Annotated in this window: 23 protein-coding genes; 6 read left to right on the top strand and 17 right to left on the bottom strand. The window is 70.4% G+C overall.

From position 1 onward, the window contains the following. Positions 1-112: 112 nt before the first annotated feature. The 6 genes from ACFYX0_RS29295 to ACFYX0_RS29270 all read right to left on the bottom strand — a co-directional run bounded on the left by ACFYX0_RS29295 (position 113) and on the right by ACFYX0_RS29270 (position 7,051). Positions 113-1,705: a cation acetate symporter gene (locus ACFYX0_RS29295; RefSeq protein WP_388974457.1), complete on the bottom strand. Its 1,593-nt coding sequence runs from the start codon at positions 1,703-1,705 to the stop codon at positions 113-115. After that, on the bottom strand, positions 1,702-2,265 hold the full coding sequence (locus ACFYX0_RS29290) for a DUF485 domain-containing protein (protein WP_388974455.1): 564 nt from the start codon (positions 2,263-2,265) through the stop codon (positions 1,702-1,704). The genes ACFYX0_RS29295 and ACFYX0_RS29290 overlap by 4 nt, the downstream gene beginning before the upstream one ends. Positions 2,266-2,335: 70 nt before the next feature. Beyond that, positions 2,336-3,019 carry a response regulator gene (locus ACFYX0_RS29285; RefSeq protein ID WP_388974454.1) on the bottom strand — a complete coding sequence of 228 codons (684 nt, stop codon included), beginning with the start codon at positions 3,017-3,019 and terminating at the stop codon, positions 2,336-2,338. Then, positions 3,016-4,167 carry a sensor histidine kinase gene (locus ACFYX0_RS29280; protein WP_388974452.1) on the bottom strand — a complete coding sequence of 384 codons (1,152 nt, stop codon included), beginning with the start codon at positions 4,165-4,167 and terminating at the stop codon, positions 3,016-3,018. Before ACFYX0_RS29280 ends, ACFYX0_RS29285 begins: the two co-directional genes overlap by 4 nt. Continuing rightward, positions 4,164-4,688, bottom strand: coding sequence for a DUF1453 domain-containing protein (locus tag ACFYX0_RS29275; protein WP_388974450.1), 525 nt, complete (start codon positions 4,686-4,688; stop codon positions 4,164-4,166). The genes ACFYX0_RS29280 and ACFYX0_RS29275 overlap by 4 nt, the downstream gene beginning before the upstream one ends. Before the next feature lie 239 nt (positions 4,689-4,927). Continuing rightward, positions 4,928-7,051, bottom strand: coding sequence for a DNA topoisomerase IV subunit B (locus ACFYX0_RS29270; RefSeq protein ID WP_355910411.1), 2,124 nt, complete (start codon positions 7,049-7,051; stop codon positions 4,928-4,930). 443 nt (positions 7,052-7,494) lie between these two features. On the opposite strand from ACFYX0_RS29270, the gene ACFYX0_RS29265 reads away from it, so the two are divergent. Continuing rightward, positions 7,495-7,725, top strand: a complete 231-nt coding sequence (locus ACFYX0_RS29265) for a hypothetical protein (RefSeq protein WP_311691844.1) — start codon at positions 7,495-7,497, stop codon at positions 7,723-7,725. A gap of 234 nt (positions 7,726-7,959) precedes the next feature. On the opposite strand, the gene ACFYX0_RS29260 is transcribed toward ACFYX0_RS29265, so the two are convergent. The 9 genes from ACFYX0_RS29260 to ACFYX0_RS29220 form a co-directional block, all read right to left on the bottom strand. Then, positions 7,960-8,778, bottom strand: a complete 819-nt coding sequence (locus tag ACFYX0_RS29260; RefSeq protein ID WP_388974448.1) for a S1 family serine peptidase — start codon at positions 8,776-8,778, stop codon at positions 7,960-7,962. A 119-nt stretch (positions 8,779-8,897) separates the two neighbouring features. Continuing rightward, positions 8,898-10,427 carry an RNA polymerase sigma factor gene (locus tag ACFYX0_RS29255; RefSeq protein WP_388974446.1) on the bottom strand — a complete coding sequence of 510 codons (1,530 nt, stop codon included), beginning with the start codon at positions 10,425-10,427 and terminating at the stop codon, positions 8,898-8,900. 597 nt (positions 10,428-11,024) lie between these two features. Beyond that, entirely contained in the window at positions 11,025-11,912 is an 888-nt protein-coding gene (locus ACFYX0_RS29250; RefSeq protein ID WP_355910401.1) for a FadR/GntR family transcriptional regulator, read from the bottom strand. A 163-nt stretch (positions 11,913-12,075) separates the two neighbouring features. Continuing rightward, a complete protein-coding gene (locus ACFYX0_RS29245; RefSeq protein ID WP_388974444.1) occupies positions 12,076-13,815 on the bottom strand; it encodes an ATP-binding cassette domain-containing protein in 1,740 nt (579 codons plus the stop codon). A 129-nt stretch (positions 13,816-13,944) separates the two neighbouring features. Beyond that, on the bottom strand, positions 13,945-14,703 hold the full coding sequence (locus ACFYX0_RS29240; RefSeq protein ID WP_311691835.1) for an NUDIX hydrolase: 759 nt from the start codon (positions 14,701-14,703) through the stop codon (positions 13,945-13,947). A 131-nt stretch (positions 14,704-14,834) separates the two neighbouring features. Beyond that, positions 14,835-16,841 carry a glycogen debranching N-terminal domain-containing protein gene (locus tag ACFYX0_RS29235; protein WP_388974442.1) on the bottom strand — a complete coding sequence of 669 codons (2,007 nt, stop codon included), beginning with the start codon at positions 16,839-16,841 and terminating at the stop codon, positions 14,835-14,837. A 191-nt stretch (positions 16,842-17,032) separates the two neighbouring features. Further along, the gene (locus ACFYX0_RS29230) at positions 17,033-18,694 is read right to left on the bottom strand and encodes a DUF4192 domain-containing protein (RefSeq protein WP_388974440.1); all 1,662 of its coding nucleotides are present in this window, start codon (positions 18,692-18,694) and stop codon (positions 17,033-17,035) included. A gap of 214 nt (positions 18,695-18,908) precedes the next feature. Further along, complete coding sequence (locus tag ACFYX0_RS29225; protein WP_388974438.1) at positions 18,909-19,520, bottom strand: hypothetical protein; 612 nt, start codon at positions 19,518-19,520, stop codon at positions 18,909-18,911. Positions 19,521-19,930: 410 nt separating this feature from the next. Next, positions 19,931-21,112, bottom strand: a complete 1,182-nt coding sequence (locus ACFYX0_RS29220; RefSeq protein WP_388974436.1) for a glycosyltransferase family 2 protein — start codon at positions 21,110-21,112, stop codon at positions 19,931-19,933. A 344-nt stretch (positions 21,113-21,456) separates the two neighbouring features. Between ACFYX0_RS29220 and ACFYX0_RS29215 the strand changes: the two genes are divergently transcribed. After that, the gene (locus ACFYX0_RS29215) at positions 21,457-21,777 is read left to right on the top strand and encodes a hypothetical protein (protein WP_388974434.1); all 321 of its coding nucleotides are present in this window, start codon (positions 21,457-21,459) and stop codon (positions 21,775-21,777) included. Between the two features lie 56 nt (positions 21,778-21,833). Then, positions 21,834-22,127 (top strand): hypothetical protein, encoded by a 294-nt coding sequence (locus ACFYX0_RS29210; protein WP_388974432.1) that lies wholly within the window; start codon positions 21,834-21,836, stop codon positions 22,125-22,127. Here ACFYX0_RS29210 and ACFYX0_RS29205 read toward each other — a convergent pair. Further along, positions 22,121-22,468, bottom strand: a complete 348-nt coding sequence (locus ACFYX0_RS29205; protein ID WP_388974430.1) for a hypothetical protein — start codon at positions 22,466-22,468, stop codon at positions 22,121-22,123. The two genes, ACFYX0_RS29210 and ACFYX0_RS29205, sit on opposite strands and share 7 nt — an antisense overlap. 215 nt (positions 22,469-22,683) lie before the next feature. Further along, positions 22,684-22,950, bottom strand: coding sequence for a GlsB/YeaQ/YmgE family stress response membrane protein (locus ACFYX0_RS29200; protein ID WP_355910494.1), 267 nt, complete (start codon positions 22,948-22,950; stop codon positions 22,684-22,686). A 243-nt stretch (positions 22,951-23,193) separates the two neighbouring features. Here ACFYX0_RS29200 and ACFYX0_RS29195 point away from each other — a divergent pair, with 243 nt between their 5' ends. From ACFYX0_RS29195 to ACFYX0_RS29185, 3 genes are all read left to right on the top strand, one after another. Continuing rightward, on the top strand, positions 23,194-24,321 hold the full coding sequence (locus tag ACFYX0_RS29195; protein WP_388974429.1) for a TerD family protein: 1,128 nt from the start codon (positions 23,194-23,196) through the stop codon (positions 24,319-24,321). A 143-nt stretch (positions 24,322-24,464) separates the two neighbouring features. Next, positions 24,465-24,851, top strand: a complete 387-nt coding sequence (locus tag ACFYX0_RS29190; RefSeq protein ID WP_388974428.1) for an ArsR/SmtB family transcription factor — start codon at positions 24,465-24,467, stop codon at positions 24,849-24,851. A 290-nt stretch (positions 24,852-25,141) separates the two neighbouring features. After that, the gene (locus ACFYX0_RS29185) at positions 25,142-26,851 is read left to right on the top strand and encodes an LCP family protein (protein WP_388974426.1); all 1,710 of its coding nucleotides are present in this window, start codon (positions 25,142-25,144) and stop codon (positions 26,849-26,851) included.

The following is a 26,851-nucleotide window of genomic DNA, read 5'->3' as shown; positions in this document are numbered from 1 at the left end:
CATGGCCCGCCGGGGGGCGATGCGGCCGGCACCGGGAGCCTCGGCGCGGGCACCCCGGCTCGTCGGGTACGTCGCCGAGGGCGCCCGCACGCCGCCCCGGCGCCCTGGACCGTCAGACGGCCCCCGCGCCCGTGAGCGACCGGACCTCGGTCTCCGCGTGTTTGGCCTCGTCGGCCGGTTCCGCCGAGGTGACGGTGCCGAGCCAGCCGACGAGGAAGCCGAGCGGGATCGAGACGATGCCCGGGTTCTGCAGCGGGAAGTACTGGAAGTCGACGCTCGGGAAGAGCGATCCGGGGCTTCCCGAGACGACCGGGGACAGCACCACGAGTCCCAGCGCGGGCACGAGACCGCCGTAGACCGCCCACACGGCACCCCTGGTGGTGAAGTTGCGCCAGAAGAGCGAGTACATCAGGACCGGCAGATTCGCGGACGCGGAGACCGCGAAGGCGAGCCCCACCAGGAAGGCCACGTTGAGGTCACGGGCGAGCAGCCCGAGCCCGATCGCGACGCCGCCGATCCCGACCGCGGCGGCCCGCGCCACCGCCACCTCGCTGCGCGGCCTGGAGCGTCGCCGCCGCAGCGACGCGTACAGATCGTGGGCGACGGCGGCCGAGGACGCGAGGGTGATTCCGGCGACCACCGCGAGAATGGTGGCGAAGGCGATCGCGGCGACCATGGCGAACAGGACCGTTCCCCCGGTGGAGTTCGCTCCGCCGCCCAGGTTCAGCGCCAACAGGGCCACCGCTGTGTTCCCGGCCGCGTTGGACTCCCGCACCGCGGTGGGTCCGACGACGGCGGCGGCCCCGAAGCCGAGCACGATCATCATCAGATAGAAGCCACCGATGAGCCCGACCGACCAGACCACCGAGCGCCGGGCGGCCCGGGCGGTCGGCACCGTGTAGAAGCGGGACAGGATGTGCGGCAGCCCGGCGGTGCCCAGCACCAGCGCAAGGCCCAGGCTGATGAAGTCGATCCGCGCGGTCCAGTCCCCGCCGTACTTCAGGCCCGGCGCGAGAAACGCCTCACCGTGCCCGCTGCGCTCCGCCGCCGTATGCAGCAGCGCATCGACGTTCCCGTGGAAGCGCACCAGGACGAGCACGGTCAGCGCGATCGTGCCGCCGAGCAGGAGCATGGCCTTGACGATCTGGATCCAGGTCGTTGCCCGCATGCCGCCCATCGACACATAGATCACCATGAGCGCGCCCACGACGATCACCGTCCAGGCGCGCGCGGCCGCGCTGGTCCCCCCGAACAGCAGCGCGACCAGGCTGCCCGCGCCCACCATCTGCGCCACCAGATACAGCACGGACACCGTCACCGAGGACATGCCCGCTGCGATCCGCACCGGCCGTTCGCGCATGCGCGCCGCGATCACGTCCGCGAGCGTGAACCGCCCGCAGTTGCGCACCAGTTCGGCCACGAAGAACAGCACCACGAGCCAGGCCACCAGGAAGCCCACCACGTACAGCATCCCGTCGTACCCGAAGAGCGCGATCAACCCGGTCACGCCCAGGAAGGAGGCCGCCGACATGTAGTCGCCCGCGATGGCAAAACCATTCTCCATGGACGAGAACAGCCGCCCGCCCGCATAGAACTCCTCCGCCGACCCATGCCGGTTGCGACTCACCCAGGTCGTGATCCCCAGGGTGATCGCGACAAAGACGCTGAAGAGCACCAGCGCCAGCGCCTGATGGTGTCCGGTCACCGCTCGCCACCCCTGAGTCCTCGCGTGAGCTCCTGGGTGTCCCAGCGCAGATCGAGCGCGGCCCGGTCCCGGCGCAGCCGGGCATGCCGTGCGTACGCCCAGGTGAGAAGGAACGTCGTGAGGAACTGTCCCAGCCCCGCGAGCATCGCCACGTTCACGGAGCCCGCCACCGGCCGGCCCATCAGCCCAGGGGCCGTCTGCGCCGCCACCACGTACCCCACGTACCAGGTGAAGAAGACAGCGAACCCCGGGACCACGAACCGCCGGTACCTGCGGCGCACCTCCCTGAACGCCTCACTGCGCTGAACCTCCAGGTAGACGTCCGCCACCCGGCCGGTTTCCTCCTGCTCCGTGCGCATGTGCGGCAGATCGGGTGCGGGAGCGCCCGTTCCGTCCAGTTCGCCCCACCCGGGTGCGAGCGCGTCCTGCCAGGGGTCCTCGTAGCTCGCCTGGCCGTCCGTGCCGGCACCTTCCGGGGCCGGAGCGCGGCCTTCGCGCTTCTCAACCGAACTCTCGGGGCCTTCCCCGCGGTTGCGGAAATGGCCATTGCTTGACTTCATGCCACAAGGATGGACAGACCGGGAAGATCCCCGACTCTTCTTCTCAGAGCTCTTCACCCCATCAGGTGACTCACTTCGACGGGGGCCTCACCAGCCCCTCCGCATAGGCGTAACGGACCGCCTGCGCACGGTCCTTGACACCCGTCTTGGCGAAGAGGTTGTTGATGTGGGTCTTCACGGTCGCCGTGGAGACGTGCAGTCTGCGGGCGATCTCCTGGTTGGTCAGCCCGTCGGCGATCAGCACGAGCACCTCCGTCTCCCGTGCCGTGAGTCCGTCCGGCGCGACCGCGGGGGCGGGCGGCTCCGGCTCGGACTGCGACAGCCGCTCGAGCAGGCGCCGTTGGACACCCGGTGACAGACCCGCGTCCCCGGAGAGCACGCTCCGTACGGCCCGCACGATCTCGTCCCCGCCCGCGTCCTTGGTGAGATAGCCGCGCGCACCCGCTTTCAGCGCCGCGAACAGCGAGTCGTCGTCCGCGAAGGTGGTGAGCACCACGACCTGGGTCCCCGGGTGCTCCGCGCGGATACGCCGGGTCGCCTCGACACCGTCGCAGCGCGGCATCCGCAGATCCATCAGCACGACGTCCGGGGCGAGTTCGGCGACGAGCTTCACTGCCTCGTCACCGTCCGCGGCGGCACCGACAACCTCGATCCCGGGAAGCAGCCCGAGCAGCATCACGATGCCCTCGCGCACCACCGTCTGGTCGTCCGCCACCACGACCCGGGCGGGCTTCCTGCTCTCCTCCTCCGTCATACGGGCACCTTCAGCGTCACCACGAATCCCTCCTCGCCCGGCCCGGCGTCCAGCGAGCCGCCCAGCAGCTCAGCACGCTCCCGCATGCCCAGGAGACCGTACCCGGCCCCCGATCCGGTCAGCTCGCCCGGCGAACCGCCCGAGTCCCTGACGTCCAGCGTCACCTGGTGCTCGGCGTACTCCAGCCGTAGGTGCACCTTGGCGCCGGGAGCGTGCTTGCGGACGTTGGTCAGGGCCTCCTGGGCGACCCTGCGGACCGCCTGCGAGGCCTCGGCGGGCAGCGGTCTGCGATCACCCGCGACGGTGACGTCCGCACCGTCCGCCGCGGCGACGAGTTCGCTGAGGAAGTCCTCGATCGGGGACATCTCGCCCCGGAGTGCGGAGAGCGCCTGCCGGGTCTCGGCAAGTCCTTCCCGGGCCATGCCCCGTGCCGCCACCACCCGCTCGAGGATCTTGTCTCGCTCGGCTCCGTTCTCGATCAGCAACCGGGCCGCCTCCAGATGCACCATCTGGGCCGAGAGGCTGTGCGCCAGCACATCGTGGATCTCCCGGGCGATCCGGGCCCGCTCCGCCAGGGCCGCCGACTCCCTCTCGGCCGCCCTGGCGGCTCGCTCCTGGGTGAGGAGCCGCTGGGCATTGCCCCGGGCCTCCGCGTCCAGGCGCAGCACATAGCCCGCGAGCGCCATGCCCACCACCGTGGCAGCGGTGGTCAGCCACACGTCGTCGTTGACCGCGGAGTAGGAGGCGAGCGCGACCGAGCTCACGGGCACGGCGGCCGCGAGCGGCAGCCGCTCCAGGGCGGTGATGCCGCAGCCGCACCAGATCACGAGGGCCGGCATCCGGAAGCCGGTGGCCTGGGCCGCGACCGCCAGCCCGAGCAGCACGGTGAGGAGCCCCAGGGACGGCCAGAGTCTGTGCGCCAGCGTGGTGCGGAAGAAGGCCCACGCGAGCAGGGCGGTCACGATGAGGCCCGCAACCGCCGCGACCGCACCCCAGCCGTGGACATGATTGCTGCGGAAGACGCCCCACAGCAGCATGCCGAGGACCAGCATCCTCACGATCCAGGCGAGCAGTCGCCTGGGCTCCGAGAGCCTCCGCCGGTCGAGCGCCTCACGAGAGGGCCAGCGTGTCCACGTGCTCTCCGTCATACACGCTCCTTCAACGTGGGCCGGGGCACGTCGTCACCGTACGCCGTGGCCGGACGGGGCGAGGAGATGACGGACCGCGCACGCCAGACCAGGATCCCGGAGCGCACCAGCAGCGTGACCGAGAGGGCCAGGAGCAGTGCGGAACTGTCCTGGTGGACACCCAGCGACGCACCGAGGGCGAAGAGGCCGGCGCGCAGGGCGATGCCGAGGGTCCAGACCGCCACGCTCGCCTTGGTGCTCTTGCTCCACACGACGCGGTCCGCCTCGGCCCACATACGGGTCGTCCAGGCCCAGCCGGCCCCGGTGGCCAGTCCGATGATCAGCTCGATGCCGAGCAGTACGGCGGACTCCGTGTGGTGGTGGGCATCGAGCAGGCCGGACCCGCGCAGCGCCACGGCCGCCAGGATCACGGGCAGGAGCCACCAGCGCCGATCGGCGTCTATCCGGCGGGCGCGGAACTGCCGCGAGATCACCAGGGCGGCCACCGCCGCGATCACCAACGCGTTGACAAGCCCGGACATCACAGCCTCCGTGAGCGGAAAAGGAGCTGTCGACGGCGAGTGCTGTCGACGCCTATGACGCTACGGAAATCCGCTGGTCAGCCGGATCGGAGCCGAGGTGGATCGTGGGTGGAACCCGGAAGGCCCCCGGTCTCCACCCACGGGTGGAGGGATGTCCGGTCGCTCTCCCCCGCACGGCCCGAGGGCGGCCCACGGAGTACCTTCCCTGGCCGCCCTCCGACTGTTCCCCTGCGCAGGGGCTAAGCGTCGATGCGCGAGCGGTCCAGCGTCGCCGCCGAGCTGGAGATGAACTCCTTGCGCGGTGCGACGTCGTTGCCCATCAGCAGATCGAAGACCTGCTCGGCGGCCTCCAGGTCGGACAGGTTGATCCGGCGCAGGGTGCGGTGGCGCGGGTCCATCGTCGTCTCGGCCAGCTGGTCGGCGTCCATCTCGCCGAGACCCTTGTAGCGCTGGATGGAGTCCTTGTACCGGACGTTCTTGCTCTGCAGCTCCAGGAGCTTGTCGCGCAGCTCGCGGTCCGAGTACGTGTAGATGTACTTGTCCTGGCCCTTCTTCGGCTGGACGACCTCGATGCGGTGCAGCGGCGGCACCGCGGCGAACACCCGGCCCGCCTCGACCATCGGCCGCATGTAGCGGTGGAACAGCGTCAGCAGCAGGGTCCGGATGTGGGAGCCGTCCACGTCGGCGTCGGTCATCATGATGATCTTGCCGTAGCGGGCCGCGTCCAGATCGAAGGTCCGGCCGGACCCGGCCCCTATCACCTGGATGATGGCACCGCACTCGGCGTTCTTGAGCATGTCCGTCACCGACGACTTCTGAACGTTGAGGATCTTGCCGCGGATCGGCAGCAGCGCCTGGAACTCGGAGTTCCGGGCGAGCTTGGCCGTACCGAGCGCGGAGTCACCCTCGACGATGAACAGCTCGCTGCGGTCGACGTCGTCGCTGCGGCAGTCGGCGAGCTTGGCGGGCAGCGAGGAGGACTCCAGGGCCGTCTTACGGCGCTGCGCGTCCTTGTGCTGGCGGGCGGCGATGCGGGTGCGGGCGGCCGCGACGACCTTCTCCAGGACCGTGCGGGACTGCTGGGCCGCGTCACGCTTGGTGGAGGTCAGGAAGTCCTTGAGCTCCTTGGAGACCACGTTCGTGACGATGCGGCGTGCCGCGGAGGTGCCGAGGACCTCCTTCGTCTGTCCTTCGAACTGAGGTTCGGCCAGACGGACCGTGACGACGGCGGTGAGGCCCTCCAGGGCGTCGTCCTTGACGACGTCGTCCTCGGCGACGCGCAGCAGCTTCTTGGCGCGCAGCACCTCGTTCATCGTCCTGGCGACGGCCTGCTCGAAGCCGGCGACGTGGGTGCCCCCCTTGGGGGTGGCGATGATGTTGACGAACGACCTGAGCGTCGTGTCGTACCCGGTCCCCCAGCGCAGCGCGACGTCGACGCCCAGTTCCCGGGTGACCTCGGTGGGCGTCATCTGGCCATGGTCGTCCAGGACGGGGACGGTCTCCTTGAAGCTGCCCTGCCCGGAGAAACGGAGGACGTCGCAGACCGGCTTGTCGGTTGCCAGGTACTCACAGAACTCGCTGATTCCGCCGTCGAAGCGGAAGGACTCCTCACCCTTGCTGCCACCCTCACCGAGGCCGTACTCGTCGCGGACGACGATGGTCAGGCCGGGCACCAGGAACGCGGTCTGGCGGGCGCGCTGATGCAGCGTCTCCAGGGAGAGCTTGGCGTCCTTGAGGAAGATCTGGCGGTCGGCCCAGTAGCGGACCCGCGTGCCGGTGCGGGTCTTGGGGATCTTCTTCGCCTTGTGCAGACCGCTCCTGCTCTCGAACTTCACGTCCGGGCCCTCGCCGGCGAAGGCGCCCGGCACACCGCGCCGGAAGCTGATCGTGTGCGTGTGGCCGTCGCGGTCGACCTCGACGTCCAGGCGCGCGGAGAGCGCGTTGACCACGGACGCACCGACACCGTGCAGACCGCCGGAGGCGGCGTACGAGCCGCCGCCGAACTTGCCGCCCGCGTGCAGCTTGGTCATCACGACCTCGACGCCGGACAGCCGCGTCTTGGGCTCCACGTCGACCGGGATGCCTCGCCCGTTGTCCCGCACCTCCACCGAGGCGTCGTCATGCAGGATCACCTCGATGTGGTCGCAGTGTCCACCGAGGGCCTCGTCGACGGAGTTGTCGATGATCTCCCAGAGGCAGTGCATGAGACCGCGGCTGTCGGTCGAGCCGATGTACATGCCAGGGCGCTTGCGTACGGCCTCGAGACCTTCGAGGACGAGCAGGTGCCGCGCGGTGTAGTTGGAACCGTCCCGGTCTGCTCCGGTCAGCAGCGCTGTGGACGGCACGGACGTCTCGGCGGTCACGCGGTTCGCTCCTCGCTGAATTTTGGATGGGGCCCATTTGGGTAAGGGGCCGGCTTGGGTCATCGCTCCGAGGGTACCGAGGCCTGGTAGAGCCGTTGTAACGCCACCCTCGTCTGGCCCCCAGACTAGTCCAGACTCGTACGAGCGTTCGATCCTCAGGGGGAGGTGAAGCGCACATCACGTTCCCTTCGAGGCATGAACCATTTAGGCTCCGGGCACGTCCTCATGAACAACCGGCAACCCCGCCGGGAGGACGCGACAATCGACAGACAGCGCGAATCCGTACTACACAAGACACGCAATACGGCACATTCGCCGCCAACCGGCAGCAGACAGCCGGCTCGGAAAGAAATTTTCGAGGAAAAGCCGCGAGCGGGAACGTTTTCGGCCTGGTTGGATGTTGACCCTGGTACGACAGCTCGTCGAGCTAGAGAAGAGGCGACGTGACTACTGTTCTGACCCCCGCGAGCCCGCTGACGGCCGCTGACCGCTGCGACCGCTGCGGCGCCCAGGCGTACGTGCGCGTCGTCCTCCTGAGCGGCGGAGAACTGCTCTTCTGTGCCCACCACGGGCGCAAGTTCGAGCCGGAACTCAAGAAGATCGCCGCTGAGATACAGGACGAGACGGAGCGGCTCACCTCCGTTCCGGCGAACGCCTCCGAAGAGGAACGCTGACACCTCGCATCACGACGAGCCGGCGCCGGCGCCGAAGCCGGTGAACGGGCGACCACCCCTCATCACGCGGGGATGGCCGCCCGTACTCGTAAGGGCGCTCCTCCAGGCCGGCATCCTTCGCGATGCCCTCCCGGTGCACTCCCTCGAAACAGCCGGCCGCAGACACGAAGCGGGCCGGGTCGCCTCGCACGGCGGGCGCCTGGCCCACGACGTCCGGCAAACGGAACGCCGTACTCAGTGGACGCCGCCCAAGGTCCTGACGACCTCGGAGATGCGCGTGTAGACCCCCGGGCTCCCTGCCCGCCCGCAGCCGCTGCCCCAGGACACCAGGCCGATGAGCCGCCCGTTGGCGACCAGCGGGCCGCCACTGTCCCCCTGGCATGCGTCGCGCCCGCCCGTGGGCTCTCCGGCACACAGCATGGAGTGAGCGTCGTACTTCCCGTCCGGACCGCCCGGGTAGGCCCGTGCGCAGTCCGTGTCCGGAAGCACCTGGAGATTCGCGGCCCGCAGGCTGTGCGCGTACTCGGCATCCCCTGACACATCGCCCCAGCCGTACACGGTCGCGGTCGCACCGGGCTTGTAGCCGGGGTCGCCGGCTGCCGCCATCCCGATCACCGAACTCGCCGGAAGCGGGGAGGCCAGGGTGAGCATGGCGAAGTCGCCCGAGTTCGTCTCCCCGTTGTACCGGGGATTGACCCACGCGGCCTGCACCGGGATCTCCGCACCCTTGGCGGACAGCAGGTCGGTGCGCCCCGTGATGACCTTGAGATCCCGCACCCGTCCTGGCGGTGCGCCCAGAACGGCCGCGGTCATGCAGTGAGCCGCGGTCAGGACCGTGGTCCGGCCTACCGCCACACCTCCGCAGAACTGTCCGGCCCGCGTACCTCCGAACCGGTCACGGCTGGCGATGGCGACCGTCCACGGACTCTGGGAGATGTCCACCGGGAAGCCTCCGATGACGACACTGTCCGCAGTGGCGGGCGCAGGGGATCCCAGCTGTATCAATGCGGCTGCGGCTGACAGGACCAGCGCTCGGGCGAAGTGGCGGCGCATGTGCACTCCTCACTGTGACGTACCGATGGAACACCCACAGTGATCCAGCTCGCCGGATCGCGCACACGCAGAGGGGCCGGTTCCCCGGGAACCGGCCCCTCGTCGCTGTCGGCCGAGGCCTAGTCGAGGTAGTCGCGCAGCACCTGGGAGCGCGACGGATGACGCAGCTTCGACATCGTCTTGGACTCGATCTGGCGGATACGCTCACGCGTGACGCCGTACACCTTGCCGATCTCGTCGAGGGTCTTCGGCTGACCGTCGGTGAGACCGAAGCGCATCGAGACGACGCCCGCCTCGCGCTCCGACAGGGTGTCGAGCACGGAGTGCAGCTGCTCCTGGAGAAGCGTGAAGCTGACCGCGTCGGCCGGGACAACCGCCTCGGAGTCCTCGATGAGGTCACCGAACTCGCTGTCGCCGTCCTCACCCAGCGGGGTGTGGAGGGAGATCGGCTCACGGCCGTACTTCTGGACCTCGATGACCTTCTCCGGGGTCATGTCGAGTTCCTTGGCCAGCTCCTCCGGGGTGGGCTCGCGACCCAGGTCCTGGAGCATCTGGCGCTGGACGCGGGCGAGCTTGTTGATGACCTCGACCATGTGCACCGGGATACGGATGGTGCGGGCCTGGTCGGCCATCGCGCGGGTGATCGCCTGACGGATCCACCAGGTGGCGTACGTGGAGAACTTGTAGCCCTTGGTGTAGTCGAACTTCTCGACCGCACGGATCAGACCGAGGTTGCCTTCCTGGATGAGGTCCAGGAAGAGCATGCCGCGGCCGGTGTAGCGCTTGGCCAGGGAGACCACCAGACGGAGGTTGGCCTCCAGGAGGTGGTTCTTGGCACGGCGGCCGTCCTCGGCGATGATCTCCAGCTCGCGCTTGAGCTTGGGGGCGAGCTTGTCCGCGTTGGCCAGCTTGTCCTCGGCGAACAGTCCGGCCTCGATGCGCTTGGCGAGCTCCACCTCCTGCTCAGCGTTGAGCAGGGGGACCTTGCCGATCTGCTTGAGGTAGTCCTTGACCGGGTCGGCGGTGGCACCGGCCGCGGCGACCTGCTGCGCGGGCGCGTCGTCCTCGTCCTCGTCGGAGAGCACGAAGCCGGCGCTCTCGGCACCCTCGGGCTCCTCGCCGCCGCCCTTGGCCTCCTCGAGGACCTCCTCTTCGAGGAGCTCGGCGTCGTCCTTCTTGGCGGTCGTCTTCTTCGCTACCGTCTTCTTGGCGACGGCCTTCTTCGCCACGGTCTTCTTGGCGGCCGTCTTCTTGGCAGCGGCCTTCTTGACGGACGCGTCCTCAGCCGGGTCGTCGGCGACCGGCACGGCCGGAGCGGCAGGGGCGGCGGCCTTCTTGGTGGTCACCGGCTTCGCCGCGACGGTCTTGGTAGCGGTGCGCTTGGCCGGACTCTTCGCTGCGACGCTCTTGCGGGTGCGCTTGGGCTCTGCGGCACTGACCATCAGCGTCACACCCTCTTCCTCGAGGATCTGGTTGAGGCTGCGCAGTACGTTCTTCCACTGAGTGGCCGGAATCTGGTCAGCTTCGAAGGCCCGACGCACATCGTCGCCGGCGATCTGCCCCTCAGCCTTTCCCCGCTCAATGAGAGCCATGACAGAGACGGACTCGGCGATCTCCGGCGGGAGCGTACGGGATGTGCTGGCCGACACGAACAACCTCTCGGAACGTTGGAAAACGGCTTCCGGCCCCGTCCACGACGGACAGGGGCCGACCGCCGGCTTGGGGATGGGCCGACGGCGCGGGCGGGGGCCGGGGAGATCGACAGCGCCGTGAACGGCGTCCGCATTCCTTCCTCGGCTATCACCTCTTAGGTCATCGCGCAGTTCCGGCGAGCGTTACGCCCAATCTGCGTGGCCCGAGTCACACCCCGTAACCGCTTAAAAACGCCCAGATGTGGGCAGAGGTGATCGATTGCTTTCATGATCGACGTCTCGGTCCTCGCGGCGCCGGGCCCCTCCCTCATAGATGCCCCGCGACCGCCCTTGAAATCCATGACCGACGGCGGGAGTCCATGGCCGGGAGCATCCTCCCCGGATTCCACCGGCGACCGGGACCCGGCGGCGGACATCCACCGCGGCACCTCCGGCCGACGGTGCCGCGGGCCGCCACCGGCCTCCGTCGGGCTCCGCCGGGCCCCTGAAGGATCCGACGGAGCCCGACGGCGGGAGATCGGCGCCCGGCGCGGCGGGGACGGGTAGGGCCCGGCGAGGAGCCCTGCCCCGTTCACACCGGCCGCGGGTCGCGGATCAGTGCTCGCGAGGCGCGGGCACCACGCGCTCCACCTCGGGGTGGACGGTGAGCAGTTGACGCATCGCCCCCTCGGCGGCCGCACCGTCGCCCGAGGCGAGCGCGTCCACGATCCGGCTGTGCTGGGCCAGGGCCGCGTCGTTCGGGCGCTCGCAGCCGGTGACCGGGCCACCGGAGACCTGGAGGGCGGCCGAGACGATCCCCGAGAGGTGCTCCAGCATCCGGTTGCCGGCGACCTGGATGAGCAGCGAGTGGAACTCCGCGTCGGCGCGCGTGAAGGTCAGGGAGTCGCCCTGGCCCATGGCGTGGCCCATGATCTCGACCATGTCGCCGAGCCGCTGCTGCACCTCCTCGCGCCCGTGCCCGGCGGCGAGGCGCGCCGCGAGCGGCTCGATGGTCCAGCGCAGCTCGCTGAGCTCGCGGCGCTGGTCGTCGCGCTGTGGCCCGAAGGCCCGCCACTCGATGATGTCCGGATCGAGGAGGTTCCAGTCGCTCACGGGGCGCACGCGCGTGCCGACGTTCGGGCGGGCGCTGACCAGGCCCTTGGCCTCCAGGACCCGCAGCGACTCACGGACGACGGTGCGGGAGACCTCGAAGCGCTGGCCGATCTCCTCGGGCACCAGCGGGCGGTCCGCGCCGAGATCACCGGAGACGATCATCTGGCCGAGTTGCTGGACGAGTTGGCCGTGCAGGCCGCGTCCGCGGCTGCCCGCGGCGCGTCGGCCGACGCGGCCCAGTTCCTGTTCCGCGCCCTCCCAGGAGGGCGTGCCGACGCGGTCGGGGGAGGGCGCCTCGGCATAGGGGTAGCGGTCGAGTTCGCCCGGTCCGGCAAGGCCGGAGTCTGCTGAACGGGCGGCGGTCATCATGGTGTGCGCAAGGGTACTCACGGATCCTTTGTCGGCGCCCTCTCCAACTCCCTTGAGGTCTTTGGTGAAAAGCACACGAAAGGGTGATCGCTCACCCTGTCGCAATTGACGCCTTATCGGAAAGAAATGGGCTTTCTCCGAGGAACTTACGCACAGGGAAGATACAGATCGACACGGACGGTGTTCATCGGGCCCTGCCTCGCAGGGTGGTGAGCAGGTAGGCGCCGAGCAGCGCGGCCAGGGACAAGGCCAGTGCGCCACCCACGGGTTGGGCGATCATCCGCACCGCGGCGGCCAGATACCGCTCCCCGCCGAACGGCCATTGAGACAGCACCGCCTCCCGCAACCGCGCGGCAAACCCCGCCGCGGTCCCGACGGACCCTGCCTCCAGCGCGTTCCGCACCACGGGTACGACGACCACGGGCACCGCCAGCACGGCGGCGAGCCCGGCGGTCGTGGACCGGAAGATGCCGGCGGCAAGCACCCCGGCCCAGGCGCATCCCACGACCATCCCGGCCCAACTCGCCCCGATGGTGAGCCAGTCGGCGGGAACCTCGGCGGCCTTCCGTCCGTAGACGACGGAGAGCACCTCGAAGTCGAAACCCACGGTGAGAAAGGCCAGTGCCACCGCCGTCGCCCCGGTGACGAGGAGCTTCGCGGCGAGCAGCCCCAGCCGGCGGGGGACGCCGGCGCGATCCGCGGCCAGCGCGGGGTGACGGAACTCGTCCCCGAAGGCGACGGCACCGAGCAGTCCGGCGCCGAGCGCCGCCGGCGGCAGCGGGAACAGCCACGGCCAGGCGACCAGCAGTCGGTGCTGCGGGGCCTGCCCGGTGCGGGCGAGGAGCAGGGAGACGACAGCGGAGACGGCGAGTACGGCGGCCGCCACGAGGGAGGCGGTGCCGATCCCGGTGGCGCGGCGCAGTTCGTAGCGCAGCGGGTGCTGAGGGCCGGGGGCGGACCGGACGCCGAGGGGCGGCGGCAGCGGAGGCAGATCACCCGGCTCCGGAGCCTCCGTCGGCGCGGACGGTGTCGTCCCGGCACCGGCGGTCGGCCCCATGTCGGCGATCTCGTCGGCGATTTGATGGACGGGGATGCCGTGCTGGAAGGCGGTCTCGCCGACATCGGCACATGTACTGCCGTACACCGACAGCCGGTTGCCGTCCTCGTGGACGACCTCCACGGAACGCCGGGCGATTCTGGCCTCCTTGACGAGGAGGTCACCGAGCCGCGCGGCGTGCGGGCTGCGGACGGTCACACGGGGCCGCAGCCGGGTGCGGGCGAAGTCGGCGACCTCCTGGTCGGCGACGAGCCGGCCCTCGTCGAGCGTGATGACGCGGTCGGCGGTGAGTGCGGCCTCCCTGGGGTCGGCCGTGGCGAACAGGACGGTGCCGCCCCGAGCGGCGTGCGCCCGCAGCACGCCGTGCAGCCAGCGGCCTTCCCGGGCGGACAGTCCGGCGGCCGGATCGTCGAGCACCAGGCTGTGCGGATCGGCGAGCAGGGCGCAGGCGAGGCCGAGGTGGCGGTCCATGCCGCGCGAGAGGGTGTCCAGGCGTTCGTCCTGCACACCGATGAGGCCGACCGCTTCGAGGACTTCGTCGGCGCGCCGCGCGGACACCCCTACGGCAGCGCACAGCATGCGCAGATGACCGCGGACCGTCCGAGCGGGATGACCGGGGACGTCTCCGAGGAGGACTCCCACTTCGTGCGCGGGATGGGCGAGGCGGTGCAGCGGTCGGCCTCGGAAGTACGTGATGCCGCGGCCCGGTTGGAGTTCGAGCATCAGCCTCAGCACGGTCGTCTTGCCGGCACCGCGGGCTCCGAGGAGCGCCGTCACCTGACCTGTGCGCGCCTCGAAGGACACATCGTCGACGACGGGCGACAGGTCCTTACGGGGATCGCCGGTCAGTCCGATCGCCTGGATCACTCGAAGCAAGATAGCGCGATATGTCTGCTTTTTCGGTCACCGTGACGGGGGCGTCGGCTTCCGTCCCGCGCGGCCCGTGCCGGAAGGCGCGGGTCGGCACGCTGCTCGGACCTCGGGCCGCAGCGGTGATCAGACCTCGGGTCGCAGCATGGGAGGGTTGAGCAGTGTGGCGCCGCCCGCGCGGAACAGTTGCGCGGGGCGGCCGCCCTGCCGGGTCGTCGTACCGCCCGTGGGGACGAGGAAGCCAGGCGTGCCGGTCACCTTGCGATGGAAGTTGCGCGGGTCCAGCGCCACGCCCCACACGGCCTCGTAGACCCGTCGCAGCTCGCCGACGGTGAACTCGGACGGGCAGAAGGCGGTGGCCAGCGAGGAGTACTCGATCTTCGAGCGGGCACGCTCGACACCGTCCGCCAGGATCTGCGCGTGGTCGAAGGCGAGCGGCGCCGCCTGCTCGCCGTCCCTGCCGTAGCCGCCCTGCTGCAACAGCTCTTCCACGGGCGCCCAGCGCGCGCTGTTGGCGTCTCCTCCGGCCCGGGGTGCGGGCAGGTCGGGGGCGAGCGCGAGATGAGCGACGCTCACCACTCTCATTCGCGGGTCGCGCTTGGGGTCGCCGTATGTGGCGAGCTGTTCCAGGTGGGCGCCGTTGTCCTGTGCCGGTGCCGCCGGGTCGTGTGCGCGCAGCCCCGTCTCCTCGGCCAGCTCGCGCGCCGCCGCCTGCGCCAGGTCCTCGTCCGCCCTGACGAAGCCACCCGGGAGCGCCCACCGCCCCTGGAAGGGCGGCTCCCCCCTCCGCACCGCCAGCGCACACAGGGCATGGCGGCGCACGGTCAGCACGACCAGGTCCACGGTGACGGCGAAAGGGGGAAAGGCTGACGGGTCGTAGGGCATGCCGCGATCATAGTCGTCTGCCTGACGATAAACACTCCCTTCGTCAACCGCTTCGACGGTAGATCCACATCCGTCCGCTACGGCCGTCACCGGCCGCCACCGTGCACCACCCACGAGCGCGTCTCCCGAGGTCACACCCCCAGCTGCAGACCGGCGGCCGCCTCCTCCACCATCGCGAGGCCGAGGCGGCCGACGCGCACGGAGAGCGGGGCTCCCGCGAGTCTCAGTCCCCTCAGCACGATCTCTCCGAGCGGCGCGCTGCGGACCGGGTTCAGGGTCACCGTCCCGGCCGGGACGTCCGGGCGGATGCCGACGAGCGCGGTCAGAAGCAGCACCCCGGCGGCGGCTGCCGTGGCGGCCGGACGGCAGGCAGCCGGATGCGGCAGGGGCGCGCCCCCTTCTGTGCGCGGTTCTCCGGCGAACATCTCGGGCAGCCGGTATCCGAATGCCTCCGCCGCGGTCAGCAGTCCGTGCAGCAGCCCGCTCGCCTCCTTCTCGCAGCCTGCGGCTGCCAGCCCTGCGACGGCGACGGCGGTCTCCGGGACCCGCACGGCTCCGCCGCGGTGCCCGAACGGGTTGTACGCCGACTCCGTGGCGGCCAGGCCGCGCAGTCCCCAGCCCGAGTCCATGGCCGGCCCGGCGAGCAGCCGGGCGAGTTGCTCGGTCCTCACCTTGTCGAGCAGTCCGGGCGCCTGCGTGCCCGAACCGAGCAGGCCGGTGTCGAGGAGATGGGCGGCGCCCGCCGCGAGGTGCGGAACCAGTCGTCCGTCGCGGGTACGCGCGGCCGCCGGTCTGCCACCTGACCGGTCCTCGATCCAGAAGTCCCCGCAGAACGCGTCGCGCAGTTCCTCGGCCCACTGACGCAGGTGCGCCCCGCCGGGACGCCCGTACGCGTCCAGCAGATCGGCACCGAGTACCGCGGCCCGGTGGGCATGGGCCTGGGTCTCGCAGCGCAGCAAGCCGCCCGGCTGCGGATCGGGGAGGTAGACGCCGTCGCCGACGGTGGTGCGCAGCCAGCGCAGACAGTGCTCGGCCACGGGCAGCAGGTCTGCCGTCTCCCGCTCCGGAAGCCCCCAGCGCCGGGCCTCCGCGAGGAGCACGGGGAACAGCAGGGTGGCCTCGGTGCCCGTGCAACTCGGCGGAAGGTGCGTCCCCGCGTCCCGTCGGGGGCCCGGGAGCATGCCCGAGCGGAGGCCCGGGCCCCCGAGTTGGGTGCGGGCCAGGATGCGCAGGGTGCCCGCGGCGAGCCGAGTGCCGAGCGGCAGCGTCATCCGAGCCGCAGCCAGGGACTCGGCGGGGGCAGGTCCGCAGCGCCAGGGGGCGCCCGCCGCAAGATGGGTGTCGGAGGGGTGCAGCGGGTCACACAGGAGAAGGGCCCGCAGGTCCTCGACACAGGTACGCAGAAACGGCTCGACTCTGGGGTCGTCTCCGCCGGCCCGGGCCTGCGCGAAGGGGCTCGTCGCGGCGCGCCCCACGGCCCTGGCCGGTCCTGTGCCGTCCGGCCGCACCCTCAGTTCCAGACTCCGTGTGCCCCCGGGCGGCAGCACCCAGTCCCAGCGCAGGAGACCCGCGGAGGCGACTGCATCGGTGGGCGGCGGGTCGACGGTGACCGCGCAGTCCCCCTTCGGACCGGACCACCGCAGCGCCGAGTCGTGCACGCTGGCGGTGAGTTCGGGCCCTGGGTCGCCCGCGGCGATCGCACCCAGATCCGCGAGGTCCGCGCCGAGGGCCACCTCCACCGGCAGCCGCAGGGGGCGCGGGGTCGCGTTGTACAGGGTGATCCGTTCGACGCCGTCCGCGGACCGGATGCGCTCCACGACGACATCCGGGTCGGGTCCGGGGTCCGGGGACGCGTGCACGGTGCTGACGAACCGGGCCCGGTCGGCCCCCACCATCCGGGCCTGCACCGGGAGCGGCTCCCGCCCCGCCACTCGCAGCCGGCAGCGGGAGAGCACCCGTCGGCCCGCCCGGTAGAACCCCTCCAGCCCTTGCCCGGTCAGCTGCCCCTCATGGGTGGAGATCGCCAGTCCGGGCAGAGCGACACAGATCAGCGCGGTGTGGGCGGGCGGCAGGTCGGCGATGCGACGTACCGGAGCGGCCGGGCGCTGAGGCGGACCCTGCGGTGGGGGAAGGGACATGTGGCGGCTTCCTGTGCGCCCCGGGCGCGGCCGGCACCGGGTGAGGGGCTCCGGAGGGTCATGAGCGGTGATGGGTGGCGCGACCCGGGCCCGGGTTCCACCACTCCGGTGAACGCCACGGACCTGCACGGGGTCACGCCCATGGGAGGGGAAGCCCACCGAACGGTGGTCCCACGGACGGCCGGAGTCACTCATGTGGCCTCCTCCCCCGCACGCCGGCCGAGACCGCGACGGGCCCTGAGCAGCCGACTGTCGGCGCCTTCGACCGCCCGAGGTGACCCGTCGCGATGTGGCCCGTCGCCGGCAGGGGTGTCGCTGGGCTTCCGTCGGCGGGCATCGAACGCCTCCGGCGAAGGGCGGCTCGACCTGGTCCCGCTCCCCAGTCGCACCCTGCGCCGCCTGCGGGCAGGGACACGCTGTGGCGTGGAGGGTCCCGCGCCTTCGAGACGCTCTTGGATCGCGGCCTGGGACGAGTCGGATGTGTCGTGTGCCGACGGGGCGGGCGGGTCGAGTGGTGACGGGCCAGGTGGGTCCAGTGGTGACGGCGTAGATGTGTCGAGTGCTGAGGTGGCAGACATGTCGGCTGTCGGCGTGGTGGTGGGGCCCGGCGTCATCGCCGCGGTCTCGTCCGGTCCTGCTCGGTCCGCTCGCTCCGCTCGCAAGCAACGACGGACGGTCTCCGGATCCAGTCCCTCGTTGCATGCCTGGTGCAGCAGGCGGGCGAAGAGGTAGTCCGGGTCCGCGCCCAAGGCCATGGCGAAGGCTTCACGGGCCTCCAGTTCGTCGCCGCTCGACCAGGCGACCCATCCGGCGAGCGTCAGGGGCGCCGCGGCGTGCTCACCGTACGGGCCGACGCAGCGGCGGGCGAGGGAGCGCCACAGGCGTAGTGCCACAGCGGCCTCGGCACCCTCCATCCACTCCGCGGCCCGGTCGCGTGTCGTGCGGTCCTGCAGACCGAGGATCAGGGCCGCTGCCTCGTCGTGGGCCAGGAGTGCGTCGTCGCGCAGGTCCGCCGCATCCGTACCCGGTACGGATGGTGCTGCGCCGAGCCGGGCCATCACCCGCTCGGCCAGTGCGAGCGTGTCCGCGGCCACGTCCGCGCGGCTTTCGCCGTCGAGGATCCGTGGGACGAGCGCACGATTCGCGCTGTCCAGCGCGGCCACCTGCACGCGGGCGGCCTCCGTCTCGCACGGGCTCAGCCTGGCCCTGAACTCCTTGAGACTGCCGCGCACTTGAAGCCCCGCATAGGTCGCCGCGGCAGCCAGGACCGACGTACCCGGCACGCCCATCGGCTGTCCCTCGGGCGGGCAGCAGACCGGGCTCGGGCAGCAGTACGACCAGAACCGTCCGTCGGAGATGCACAGGGCCTCCACCACCGGGACGTCGAGGCTGCCGCAGGCCGTGCGCAGCGACTGGGCGAACGGACGGAGGCGTTCCATCACGTCGCGTCCCGTTTCGCCACTCTCGGGTTCCTGGACGAGGTAGGCGACCATGCTCTCGGGCGGTGCGCCTCTGCGCTCACTGCCGATCACCAGTCCGCGGGCCAACTGCTCGGCCACGGGCGGCCAGTCGTCGGGGTGGGTGGGGATACCCAGCCGTGCGCGCCCGCCGAACCTCCCCCGCCTTTCCCGGTCGTGCAGCGCGACCAGCACGATGCTGTCCTCGGGGCGGTACCCGAGCAGATAGGGCAGGGCGTCGGCCAGCTCGGCCGGTGTGCGCAGGGTGACCTGGGGCTCGCCCTGCGGTCCCGAGGGTCCGTGCCCGCCGTGGGCCGTCGTCTCGCGGTCGTGGCGGGAGAGGCCACCCCTGTCACCGATGCCGGAGCAGCCGGCCGCTTCGTCGTGGTTCGTCATGCCGCGACCATCCCGCGGATCTTCAAGTTCCGCTTGGGCTGTGGACAACCGCGGCCATGCGCACGCCAGGAGTTGTCCACAGGCCCTGGGGCTCGACCTCGCGATGTCCGGTGGATCGGGTTGCATGGATGCCATGACCGACGAACACAGCGAAGGCCACACCGTGCGGGTGCGGCCTTCACATGCACTCCGGGTCCGGCCCGGCAGCACCTACTCAGTCAGAGCAGGGCACGCCCAGTCCCGGAAGCCGCGCGTCCGCCAAGCCGCCCGTGATGGACCCGAAGGGAGCTGTGCGCACGCATCGAGTCAGGGTCGCCGTGAAGAACCCGCTGTTGTCGGAGAAGTAGTCGTCGTTCACCGCGAGGAACAGTTCCCCACGGCCCACCAGCGTTGTCGGCCCCGCCCCGATGAACTGCCACGGCCCGTTGCCGATCCGGCCGATCAGCGACCAACTGGGCACCCCCTGCAGCGGGAAGCCCTGCCCGGCGAGCCGCGTGGCATCACCTCCGGGACCGAAGGTGGGAGTGCCGATACCGGTGACGGTGATCAGTCCCGTCGCGGTGAGGCGCACGGCCTCGCGTACACAAAGGCCGGTGTCGATCTCGCCCGTGGCACTCGGGAATCCACGGGGGCCGGCCACTCCCGGAACATGAACGGTCCGGGCGTACTGCTGGATCACGGGGCAGGTACGTACGCCGGTGCCGTGTTCGGCCGCCACCGCGCCGGGGGTCGTCACCAGGGCCAGCGCCGTCGCGGCGGAGGCGCACATCCATCTGCGACGGCTCACCACCCCCGCGATCGCCTTCAGACGTGCTCTTGCCTTCATACCCGCGAGCCCTTTCGTCGTTCCTGAGCCGCAGCGGCACACCCGTGCAGCCCTGCCTGAGGAAGGCCGACCGCGCAGCCACAAGAGGCACATCCGAAGGAAGACCGCCGGCCGGTCACTCCAGTAGTGCACGGGTAGGCCGCGATGAGGCTGCACGGTGATACGAAGGGCCCGTGGACCAACCGAACGGCGCACTCACCGTCGGAGGGCGGCGATCGGCGCTCACATCAACGTGCGCCTGGCTCCTACTCCGTCGTTCGAGGCACGAGGCGCCATAGGGCTGCTGCGGCCGCGAGCAGCGTGAGGGTCATGACGATCCACCACAGCCGGAAGGCAGTGGCATGGAGGGCGGGGAGACTTGACGCGCCCGCCGAGGCGAGAAGGGAGGTCAGTTTTCCGTACTTCGTGGGTCATCGCTCCTCGCCGGCGAGGTGGTGCCACTGATGGCTCTTACGGCGCGTCACATCCGCGACCGCACGGATATGAACCCACTGCTGGACGCCGTCGTAGGCGAACTCGAGGACCAATAAGGCTGCCAGAGCCATGGCCCTGAGCCCTTGGCGGCGTACGGTCCAGATGCGCTCGGCGGTGAAGACGGTCAACGGGATCCACAGCCACCCGTGGGGTGCGGTGTACAGGCCGAGGTAGACGAACAGTGCGCTGGTGAACAGCATGAGAGAGACGGCCACGATGCCGAAGTACATGGAGCACTGCTTGAGGATGCAGGGCAGAGTGACGCGGGTCAGGCCGTAGATCTGCAGGTTTTCCAGGGTGCCGCGCTGCCAGCGCAGGCGTTGGCGGACGAACTCACGCCAGGTGGGCATGCTCTCGGTGACGCCCCGGCAACTGCGGGGGGATAGCGTGACCCAGCCGAGGTGTTTGACGGCCAGGGTGATCTCGTTGTCCTCGGTCAGCGCTGCGGGGTGGACGCAGCCCTGCGGCCCCGGCAGGCGGGTGCCACGTGCGGCGGCCACGGCCCGCAGCACGCTGGCGCGGAAGACGGAGGCGGTGCCGGTGAGCACGGTGGCCCGGGCTTTGCGACGGGCGACTTCGCTGGCGTAACGGACGTACTCGTTACGTTGCAGTGCTCCGAGGAGTCCGGCTCCGTCCTGGCCGTAGAACACGCCCCCGATCGCGGCCACTTCGAGGCGCGCATGCAGATAGTGGTGAGCGACAGCGGTGAACTCCGGGCAGATCGTGGAGTCGGCATCCATGATCAGCAGGAGCTCCGCCTCATCGAGTGTGTCGAGGAGTTTGGGCAGGACCTGGTTGAGCGCACCGGCCTTGAGGTTCTTGTTGCCGACGGTCTCGATGACCTGGCAGCCGTGCCGACGGGCGATGGCGGCGGTGCGGTCGGTGCAGCGGTCGGCGATGACGATGATGCGGCTGACCGATCTGTGCTGTGCTCTGACCGACTCGATCACGACGGCCGGGCGGGACTGCTCGTCATGGGCCGGAAGAACGGCGACGATCGCCGGCGAGCCGACGGCGGGGCGCCGAGGGGCGGCAGGGTCGGACGGTACGTGGGGGCTGCGGCGGACGGGCACCTGGTCGCGGCTCTTCCACTCGTCCTTCCCGGGTACAGCGGTCATCCCACGGCGTTCACACTCGCCAGTCCTTACGGTGACCCGCCGACCCGACTGCCGTAACTAAGCGCAATCAACGGATTTCGCACTGTGCCATCCGCTCGGCACTCCATCCTCCATCCGGTCGCACTCCTCCCCCTGTTGTGCCGATCGGCCCTCCCACGCGACGGCAAAAGACCTCCTCGTCCGACAGCACGCCGGTCCGCGAAGAGCGTGCGGAACGGAGTCAGCGTGGCCACGAGCTACTGGATCAACGTCCTGGACTACGGAACGACCGGCAACGGAAACGCCGACGACACCACAGCGGAGGAACCGGCTACGACGGCTACGGCTGGAAGATCAACGCCGCGATGGGCGTCGGACTGTGGAACTGCTTCACCTACGCCAGCCCCAACGCGAGCATCTGGGTCACCGGCAACGCCCGCACGGTCAGTGTCTTCGGCTTCACGGAGAACACGCCGACCGTCTCGGCCACCAACTCGATCGTGGTCGACTCCGGCTGCTCCGCCTCCCTCGGGGACTTGAGCAACGTCAAACCACTGTCTCTGGCGGGCTACACCAACGACACCCAGGGCGGCACGTCGCCGCCGGCTTCGTCTACGGCGCCGGCTCCGCGTACTACGACGGCGATGTCTCCACGACCGCCTCCCCCGCCCAGTCCCAGCACCTGACCCGCAAGGACTACGTCGACTCCAAAGCGGCGCCGGCCCCGGTCACGCTGACCGACGTGTCCACCATCGCCACCGACGCCTCCCAGGGAAACCTCTTCCGCGTCACGCTCGGCGGCAACCGCACACTCGGCACGCCCACCAACCCCACCGACGGACGGGTCGCCACCTGGGAACTCGTCCAGGACGCCACCGACAGCCGGCCCCTCACCCTCGGCTCCGCCTTCGGTCTGGGCTCGGCCGTCTCCTCCGTGACGCTGACGACCACGGCGAACAAGCGGGACTCCCTGACCGCGATCTGCAACGCCGCCAAGAGCAAGTGGTACGTCATCGACTTCGCCAAAGGCTACTGAGCGGGCGCCGCGCGGCTGTCGGCGCCCGACCGGACAAACCTCACGCTCACGAACGCGGCGTTCTCCTGCCCCGAGTCGGGGGGAAGAGTCTGTTCGGCGTTGCCACGGCAGCCGGAATCCGCGTACAGCTCGACGCTGCGGTTGGTCTCGTTGAGGATGCGCCCCTGTCCGCTGACGTTGCAGCAGACGTCGTCGAGCAGGTTGTGCGACATGTACCGGGTGTTCCCGGGTTGCGTGGTGTGCAGGAAGAACCCGGTGGCGGCATGGGCGCTGCCCAGCGGCACCGTGAGGGCCAGCGCGGTGGCGGCCGCGCCGGCGAGCAGGGCTCTGCGCACCCGCATCACAAAACCTCCCAGGGGCATTTCCTACCTGAACGCCCTCGGGCTCCCCGGCACCCGCTCCCCTCACTCGCGGTGGCCCGGCACGTCACCCCCTCGCGTGGCCGGGACCTCGGGCAGCGACTGCCGACGCGCTCGGCGCTCGTACTGCCACACCCTCAGGGTCAGTCACTGCCACACCCTCAGGGTCAGTCGGCTCGTACTGCCACGCCCTCGGGTCAGTCGCGGGAGTTGCCGAACAGGATGCGGTAGCCGATCAGCAGGACGAGGGAGCCGGCGATCGCCGCACCCCAGGTGTAGAGGTCGAAGAAGTTCTTCTCCACCGCGCGGTGAAGGAAGCGGGCGGACAGCCAGCCTCCGACGAAGGCGCCCGCGATGCCGATGAGGGTGGTGCCGATCAGGCCACCCGGGTCACGGCCGGGCAGCAGGATCTTGGCGATGGCTCCGGCGAGCAGTCCCAGGATGATCCAGCCGATGATGCCCACGTCGTCGTCCTCCAGTCGATGGGGCCCGGCGGTGTCCGCCGGACGCCTGTCGCTGTGTATTGCTTGGTTGCGCAAGCGTAAGGAGCGGCACTGAGGCGTGGCGAGAGCTGACTGACGCCTGGGAATGAGCCGTTGAGGTTCTGTCACATGATCAAGACATTTGCGCAATCGGGGAACTGAAGCAGCTAGGGTCGCGTTGATCAGGATGAGCGCGGGAAGCGGAAGCAGCTGCGGAGGACGTGCATGAGTGTGTCCCTGGCCAAGGGCGGCAATGTGTCGCTGAGCCAACAGGCCCCCGGCCTGACTGCGGTGACGGTCGGGCTGGGCTGGCATGCGAACACCGGATACGAGCTGGACGCCGGCGCGCTCCTGTGCGACGAGTCCGGGAAGGTGCTGTCCGACGAGCACTTCGTCTTCTTCAACAACCTGACCAGCCCGGACGGCGCGGTCCGCCACTCCGGAGACGGAAGCCCCGTCGAGGGAGACGACCAGCGGATCCACATCGACCTCGCCCGGGTCCCGGACCAGGTCGCGAAGATCGTCTTCTCGGTGTCCGTCTACGAGGGCGCGGCGCGCGGCCACAGCTTCGGCCAGGTGCAGCGTGCCCACATCCGCGTCCTCGACCAGGAATCGGGCGCCGAACTGGCCCGCTACGACCTCCGGCCCGGCGGCCTGTCGAACGAGACCGCGCTGGTCTTCGGCGAGCTGTACCGACACGGCGCGGAGTGGAAGTTCCGCGCCATCGGCCAGGGCTATGCCGCCGGACTCTCGGGCATCGCCGCCGACTACGGCGTGGACGTACTGCGGGAGACGGCGCCGAACCCGGACCCCGCCCCCGCGCCTCAGACGAAGACCGGCACATACGTGCCGCCCCCGCCCGCCGTGCCGACGCCGAGCGTCGTCCCGCCGCCCGCATCGGCTGCACCGGTTGCACCGATGCCTGTCGCACCACCGCAACCTACAGGGAGTTCCTCCGTGACGTGCTTCTTCGACCCCAGCCACGGCCCCGGCATGACGACCGTGACGTGGTCCCCGCAGTGGGGTGTTCCCCGGCCGATCCAGACGTGCGGCGGCTGCGCGCAGCGGGTGCAGACCACGCCTCCCCCGTTCTACACGCCGCCCCAGCAGGGCTATCCGCAGGCGGTGCCGCAGGGTTATCCCCAGCAGGGCTATCCGCAGCAGGGATACCCGCAGCAGTACGGAGAGCACTACGACCACCACGACCACCAGCAGGGCGGCGGACGGCGCTTCGGAGCCGGGGCGCTCATCGGCGCCGGTGCGGCCGGTCTGATCGGTGGCGCGCTGCTGAACGAGGCGTTCGACGACGACGAGCCGGACGTGGTCGTCAACAACTACTACGAAGAGGAATGACCGAAACCACGACGAGGACCGACCGGCCGATGCCGTCGTGATCCGGCCCGGCCGTCCGCTGAGGGCGGCCGGGGCTCTCCCGGCAACGCGTGTGTGCCGAGGGCGGACGCCTACACTGGGTGGGCGCGTGTGCGGCGGCTGTGATGTGGGCGGAACGGGAGAGGACCGTGGGGGAGAGCGTCGGTGGCTTCGAGGACCCGTCCGCCGAGGTTCTGGCGGAGGCGGCCGCGGCGTTCGGACTGCTCGCCTCGCCGGCCCGGCTGCACATCATGTGGGCGCTGTCCCAGCGTGAGAGCGATGTCACGCACCTCGCGGATCGCGTCGGTGGTGCGCTGCCTGCGGTCAGCCAGCATCTGGCGAAGCTGAAGCTCGCCGGGCTCGTACGGTCCCGTCGCGAGGGTCGGCGGCAGGTCTACTACGTCGACGACCCCGACATCGCGACCGTGGTGCGCGTGATGCTCGGGCAGCTGACCGTGCGCTCGTACCAAGCCTCCGCGCCGGTGGACTCGCTGCGCCGGACCGGTGGCTGAGAGCACCACGGCCGCGGGGCACGACGCCGCGGGCAGGGCGGAGCGTGCGGGGCGCGATCCGTCTTTGCGGGTGCGGAGTGGTGGGATGCCGTGTTGGTTCCATGAGATCCCTCACTTGTGAATTACGGCTGGCGCTGTGCTGCTCCGGCTACGGATTTGTTAGATTGCGCAACTACGCAACCAAGGTGAAGTCCGCACGCCGCGTCTCACCTGCCCGTACACCGCCGTGCACGCCCGGCCCCCATCCGACGGCCCGGCCTGCTGAGCCCGACCGTTCATGGGAGTGGGAGATGAGCGACCCGTGGGACGGCCCGGGCAGCCAGGCCACGCGCAATCACAACGCCCGGGTGGTCGCACAGCGAACGGCCCCGCCTGACGAAGCGCGCCTGCCGGGTGGCCGGGCCGCGACACGAGCGGCCTCCCGCTCACGCGGCGGCCCGGGCTCGCGGCGGTCCCGGCCGGGCGGACGCGGCAGGCGGGTCCTGCGGATCGTGGGACTGTGCCTGGCGATCGTCGTGCTGGGCACGGCCGGTGTCGGCTGGTGGTTCTACGAGCACCTGAACGACAACATCCACAGCGTCTCGCTGGACGGCAAGGGCGGCTCGGAGAAGGCTGACGCGTTCGGTCGCACCCCGATCAACATCCTGGTCATGGGGTCGGACGGGCGTACCAGCGCGGAGGACTGCAAGCTCGGCGGCGGCTGCTCGCAGACCGGCGTGCAGACCGGCAGCGGGAACGCGGACGTGGAGATGGTGGTGCACATATCCGCCGACCGCTCCAACGCCACCGTCATGAGCATCCCCCGTGACACCATGACCAACGTCCCGGCCTGCAAGGACAGCACGTCCGGCCAGACCACGAACGGCTACTACGGTCAGATCAACAGTGCGCTTCAGTACGGCCCCGCGTGCCAGGTGGCCACCATCCACCAGCTCACCGGCATCCCCATCGACCACTTCGTCAAGCTCGACTTCTCCGGCGTGGTCAAGATGTCCGACGCGGTCGGCGGCGTCTCCGTGTGCGTCAGCGACAACGTCTACGACACCTACTCGCACCTGAAGCTGTCCAAGGGCGCCCACACCCTCAAGGGCGTCGCGGCACTGGAGTTCGTCCGCTCCCGGCATGGCTTCGGTACCGGCGACGACCTCGGGCGGACCGTCACCCAGCACATCTTCCTCAGCGCGATGATCCGGAAGTTCAAGAGCGCGGGCACGCTCACCGACCCCACCGCGGTCTACGGTCTCGCGGATGCCGCCACCAAGGCACTGACCGTGGACGACGGCCTCGGCAGCATCAACAAGCTGATCGGGCTCGCGGACGACGTGAACAAGGTCCCCACGAAGCGGATGACCTTCACCACCATGCAGACCGCTCAAGACCCGGCCAACCGCGACCGCGTGGTGGTGGGCCAGGGCGCCAAGACCCTCTTCGCCGCCATCGCCAACGACCAGTCCCTGACCACCGGCTCCGGCGCGAAGTCCGCGGCGGCCTCCTCGACGGCCAAGGCCACCGCCCCGAGCGTGCCCGCGTCCCAGATCGCCGTCACGGTCGAGAACGGCACCACCATCTCCGGCCGCGCCTCCGGCATCGCCGGCGCACTCACCGACGCTGGCTTCAGCTCCGGCACGACCACAGCCAACGCGGCGAGCCCCGCGAGCAGCACCACCCTCACCTACGGAGCCGGGCAGCAGGGCGAGGCCCAGACAGCCGCCAAGGCCCTGGGTCTGCCCACCTCGCATGTGAAGCAGGGCACCGGGACGGGCCTGACCCTCGTGATCGGCAGCGACTGGCCGAGCGGCACCTCGTACCCCGGCGGCTCGTCCGCGCCGGCACCGGCCGACACGAGGGCCGCGGTCTCCAACGCCCACGCCCAGACCGCCGACCAGGCCAAGACCTGCGCCAAGGTGAGCCCGTACCGGACGGTCAGCCTCGACGGAGTCCCCATGACGCCGTCCCAGGCGTACGCGGCGGCGAGGAACCAGCCCGACTCGGACTCCTGA

It is taken from the genome of Streptomyces sp. NPDC002573 (genome assembly GCF_042889625.1).
Taxonomy (GTDB): Bacteria; Actinomycetota; Actinomycetes; order Streptomycetales; family Streptomycetaceae; genus Streptomyces; species Streptomyces gibsoniae.
The sequence above is the reverse complement of the archived record's forward strand: the minus strand, read 5'-3'. Positions and strand labels throughout refer to the sequence as shown.

Bases quoted from the DNA above. Each gene is read 5' to 3' on its own strand.
- ACFYX0_RS29240 (WP_311691835.1), bottom strand. From the start codon at position 14,703: ATGCCCTACGACCCGTCAGCCTTTCCCCCTTTCGCCGTCACCGTGGAC.
- ACFYX0_RS29235 (WP_388974442.1), bottom strand. From the start codon at position 16,841: ATGTCCCTTCCCCCACCGCAGGGTCCGCCTCAGCGCCCGGCCGCTCCG.
- ACFYX0_RS29190 (WP_388974428.1), top strand. From the start codon at position 24,465: ATGTGGGCGGAACGGGAGAGGACCGTGGGGGAGAGCGTCGGTGGCTTC.
- ACFYX0_RS29290 (WP_388974455.1), bottom strand. From the start codon at position 2,265: ATGAAGTCAAGCAATGGCCATTTCCGCAACCGCGGGGAAGGCCCCGAG.
- ACFYX0_RS29285 (WP_388974454.1), bottom strand. From the start codon at position 3,019: ATGACGGAGGAGGAGAGCAGGAAGCCCGCCCGGGTCGTGGTGGCGGAC.
- ACFYX0_RS29280 (WP_388974452.1), bottom strand. From the start codon at position 4,167: ATGACGGAGAGCACGTGGACACGCTGGCCCTCTCGTGAGGCGCTCGAC.
- ACFYX0_RS29260 (WP_388974448.1), bottom strand. From the start codon at position 8,778: ATGCGCCGCCACTTCGCCCGAGCGCTGGTCCTGTCAGCCGCAGCCGCA.
- ACFYX0_RS29220 (WP_388974436.1), bottom strand. From the start codon at position 21,112: ATGACCGCTGTACCCGGGAAGGACGAGTGGAAGAGCCGCGACCAGGTG.
- ACFYX0_RS29230 (WP_388974440.1), bottom strand. From the start codon at position 18,694: ATGACGAACCACGACGAAGCGGCCGGCTGCTCCGGCATCGGTGACAGG.
- ACFYX0_RS29215 (WP_388974434.1), top strand. From the start codon at position 21,457: ATGGGCGTCGGACTGTGGAACTGCTTCACCTACGCCAGCCCCAACGCG.
- ACFYX0_RS29225 (WP_388974438.1), bottom strand. From the start codon at position 19,520: ATGAAGGCAAGAGCACGTCTGAAGGCGATCGCGGGGGTGGTGAGCCGT.
- ACFYX0_RS29195 (WP_388974429.1), top strand. From the start codon at position 23,194: ATGAGTGTGTCCCTGGCCAAGGGCGGCAATGTGTCGCTGAGCCAACAG.
- ACFYX0_RS29185 (WP_388974426.1), top strand. From the start codon at position 25,142: ATGAGCGACCCGTGGGACGGCCCGGGCAGCCAGGCCACGCGCAATCAC.
- ACFYX0_RS29205 (WP_388974430.1), bottom strand. From the start codon at position 22,468: ATGCGGGTGCGCAGAGCCCTGCTCGCCGGCGCGGCCGCCACCGCGCTG.
- ACFYX0_RS29275 (WP_388974450.1), bottom strand. From the start codon at position 4,688: ATGTCCGGGCTTGTCAACGCGTTGGTGATCGCGGCGGTGGCCGCCCTG.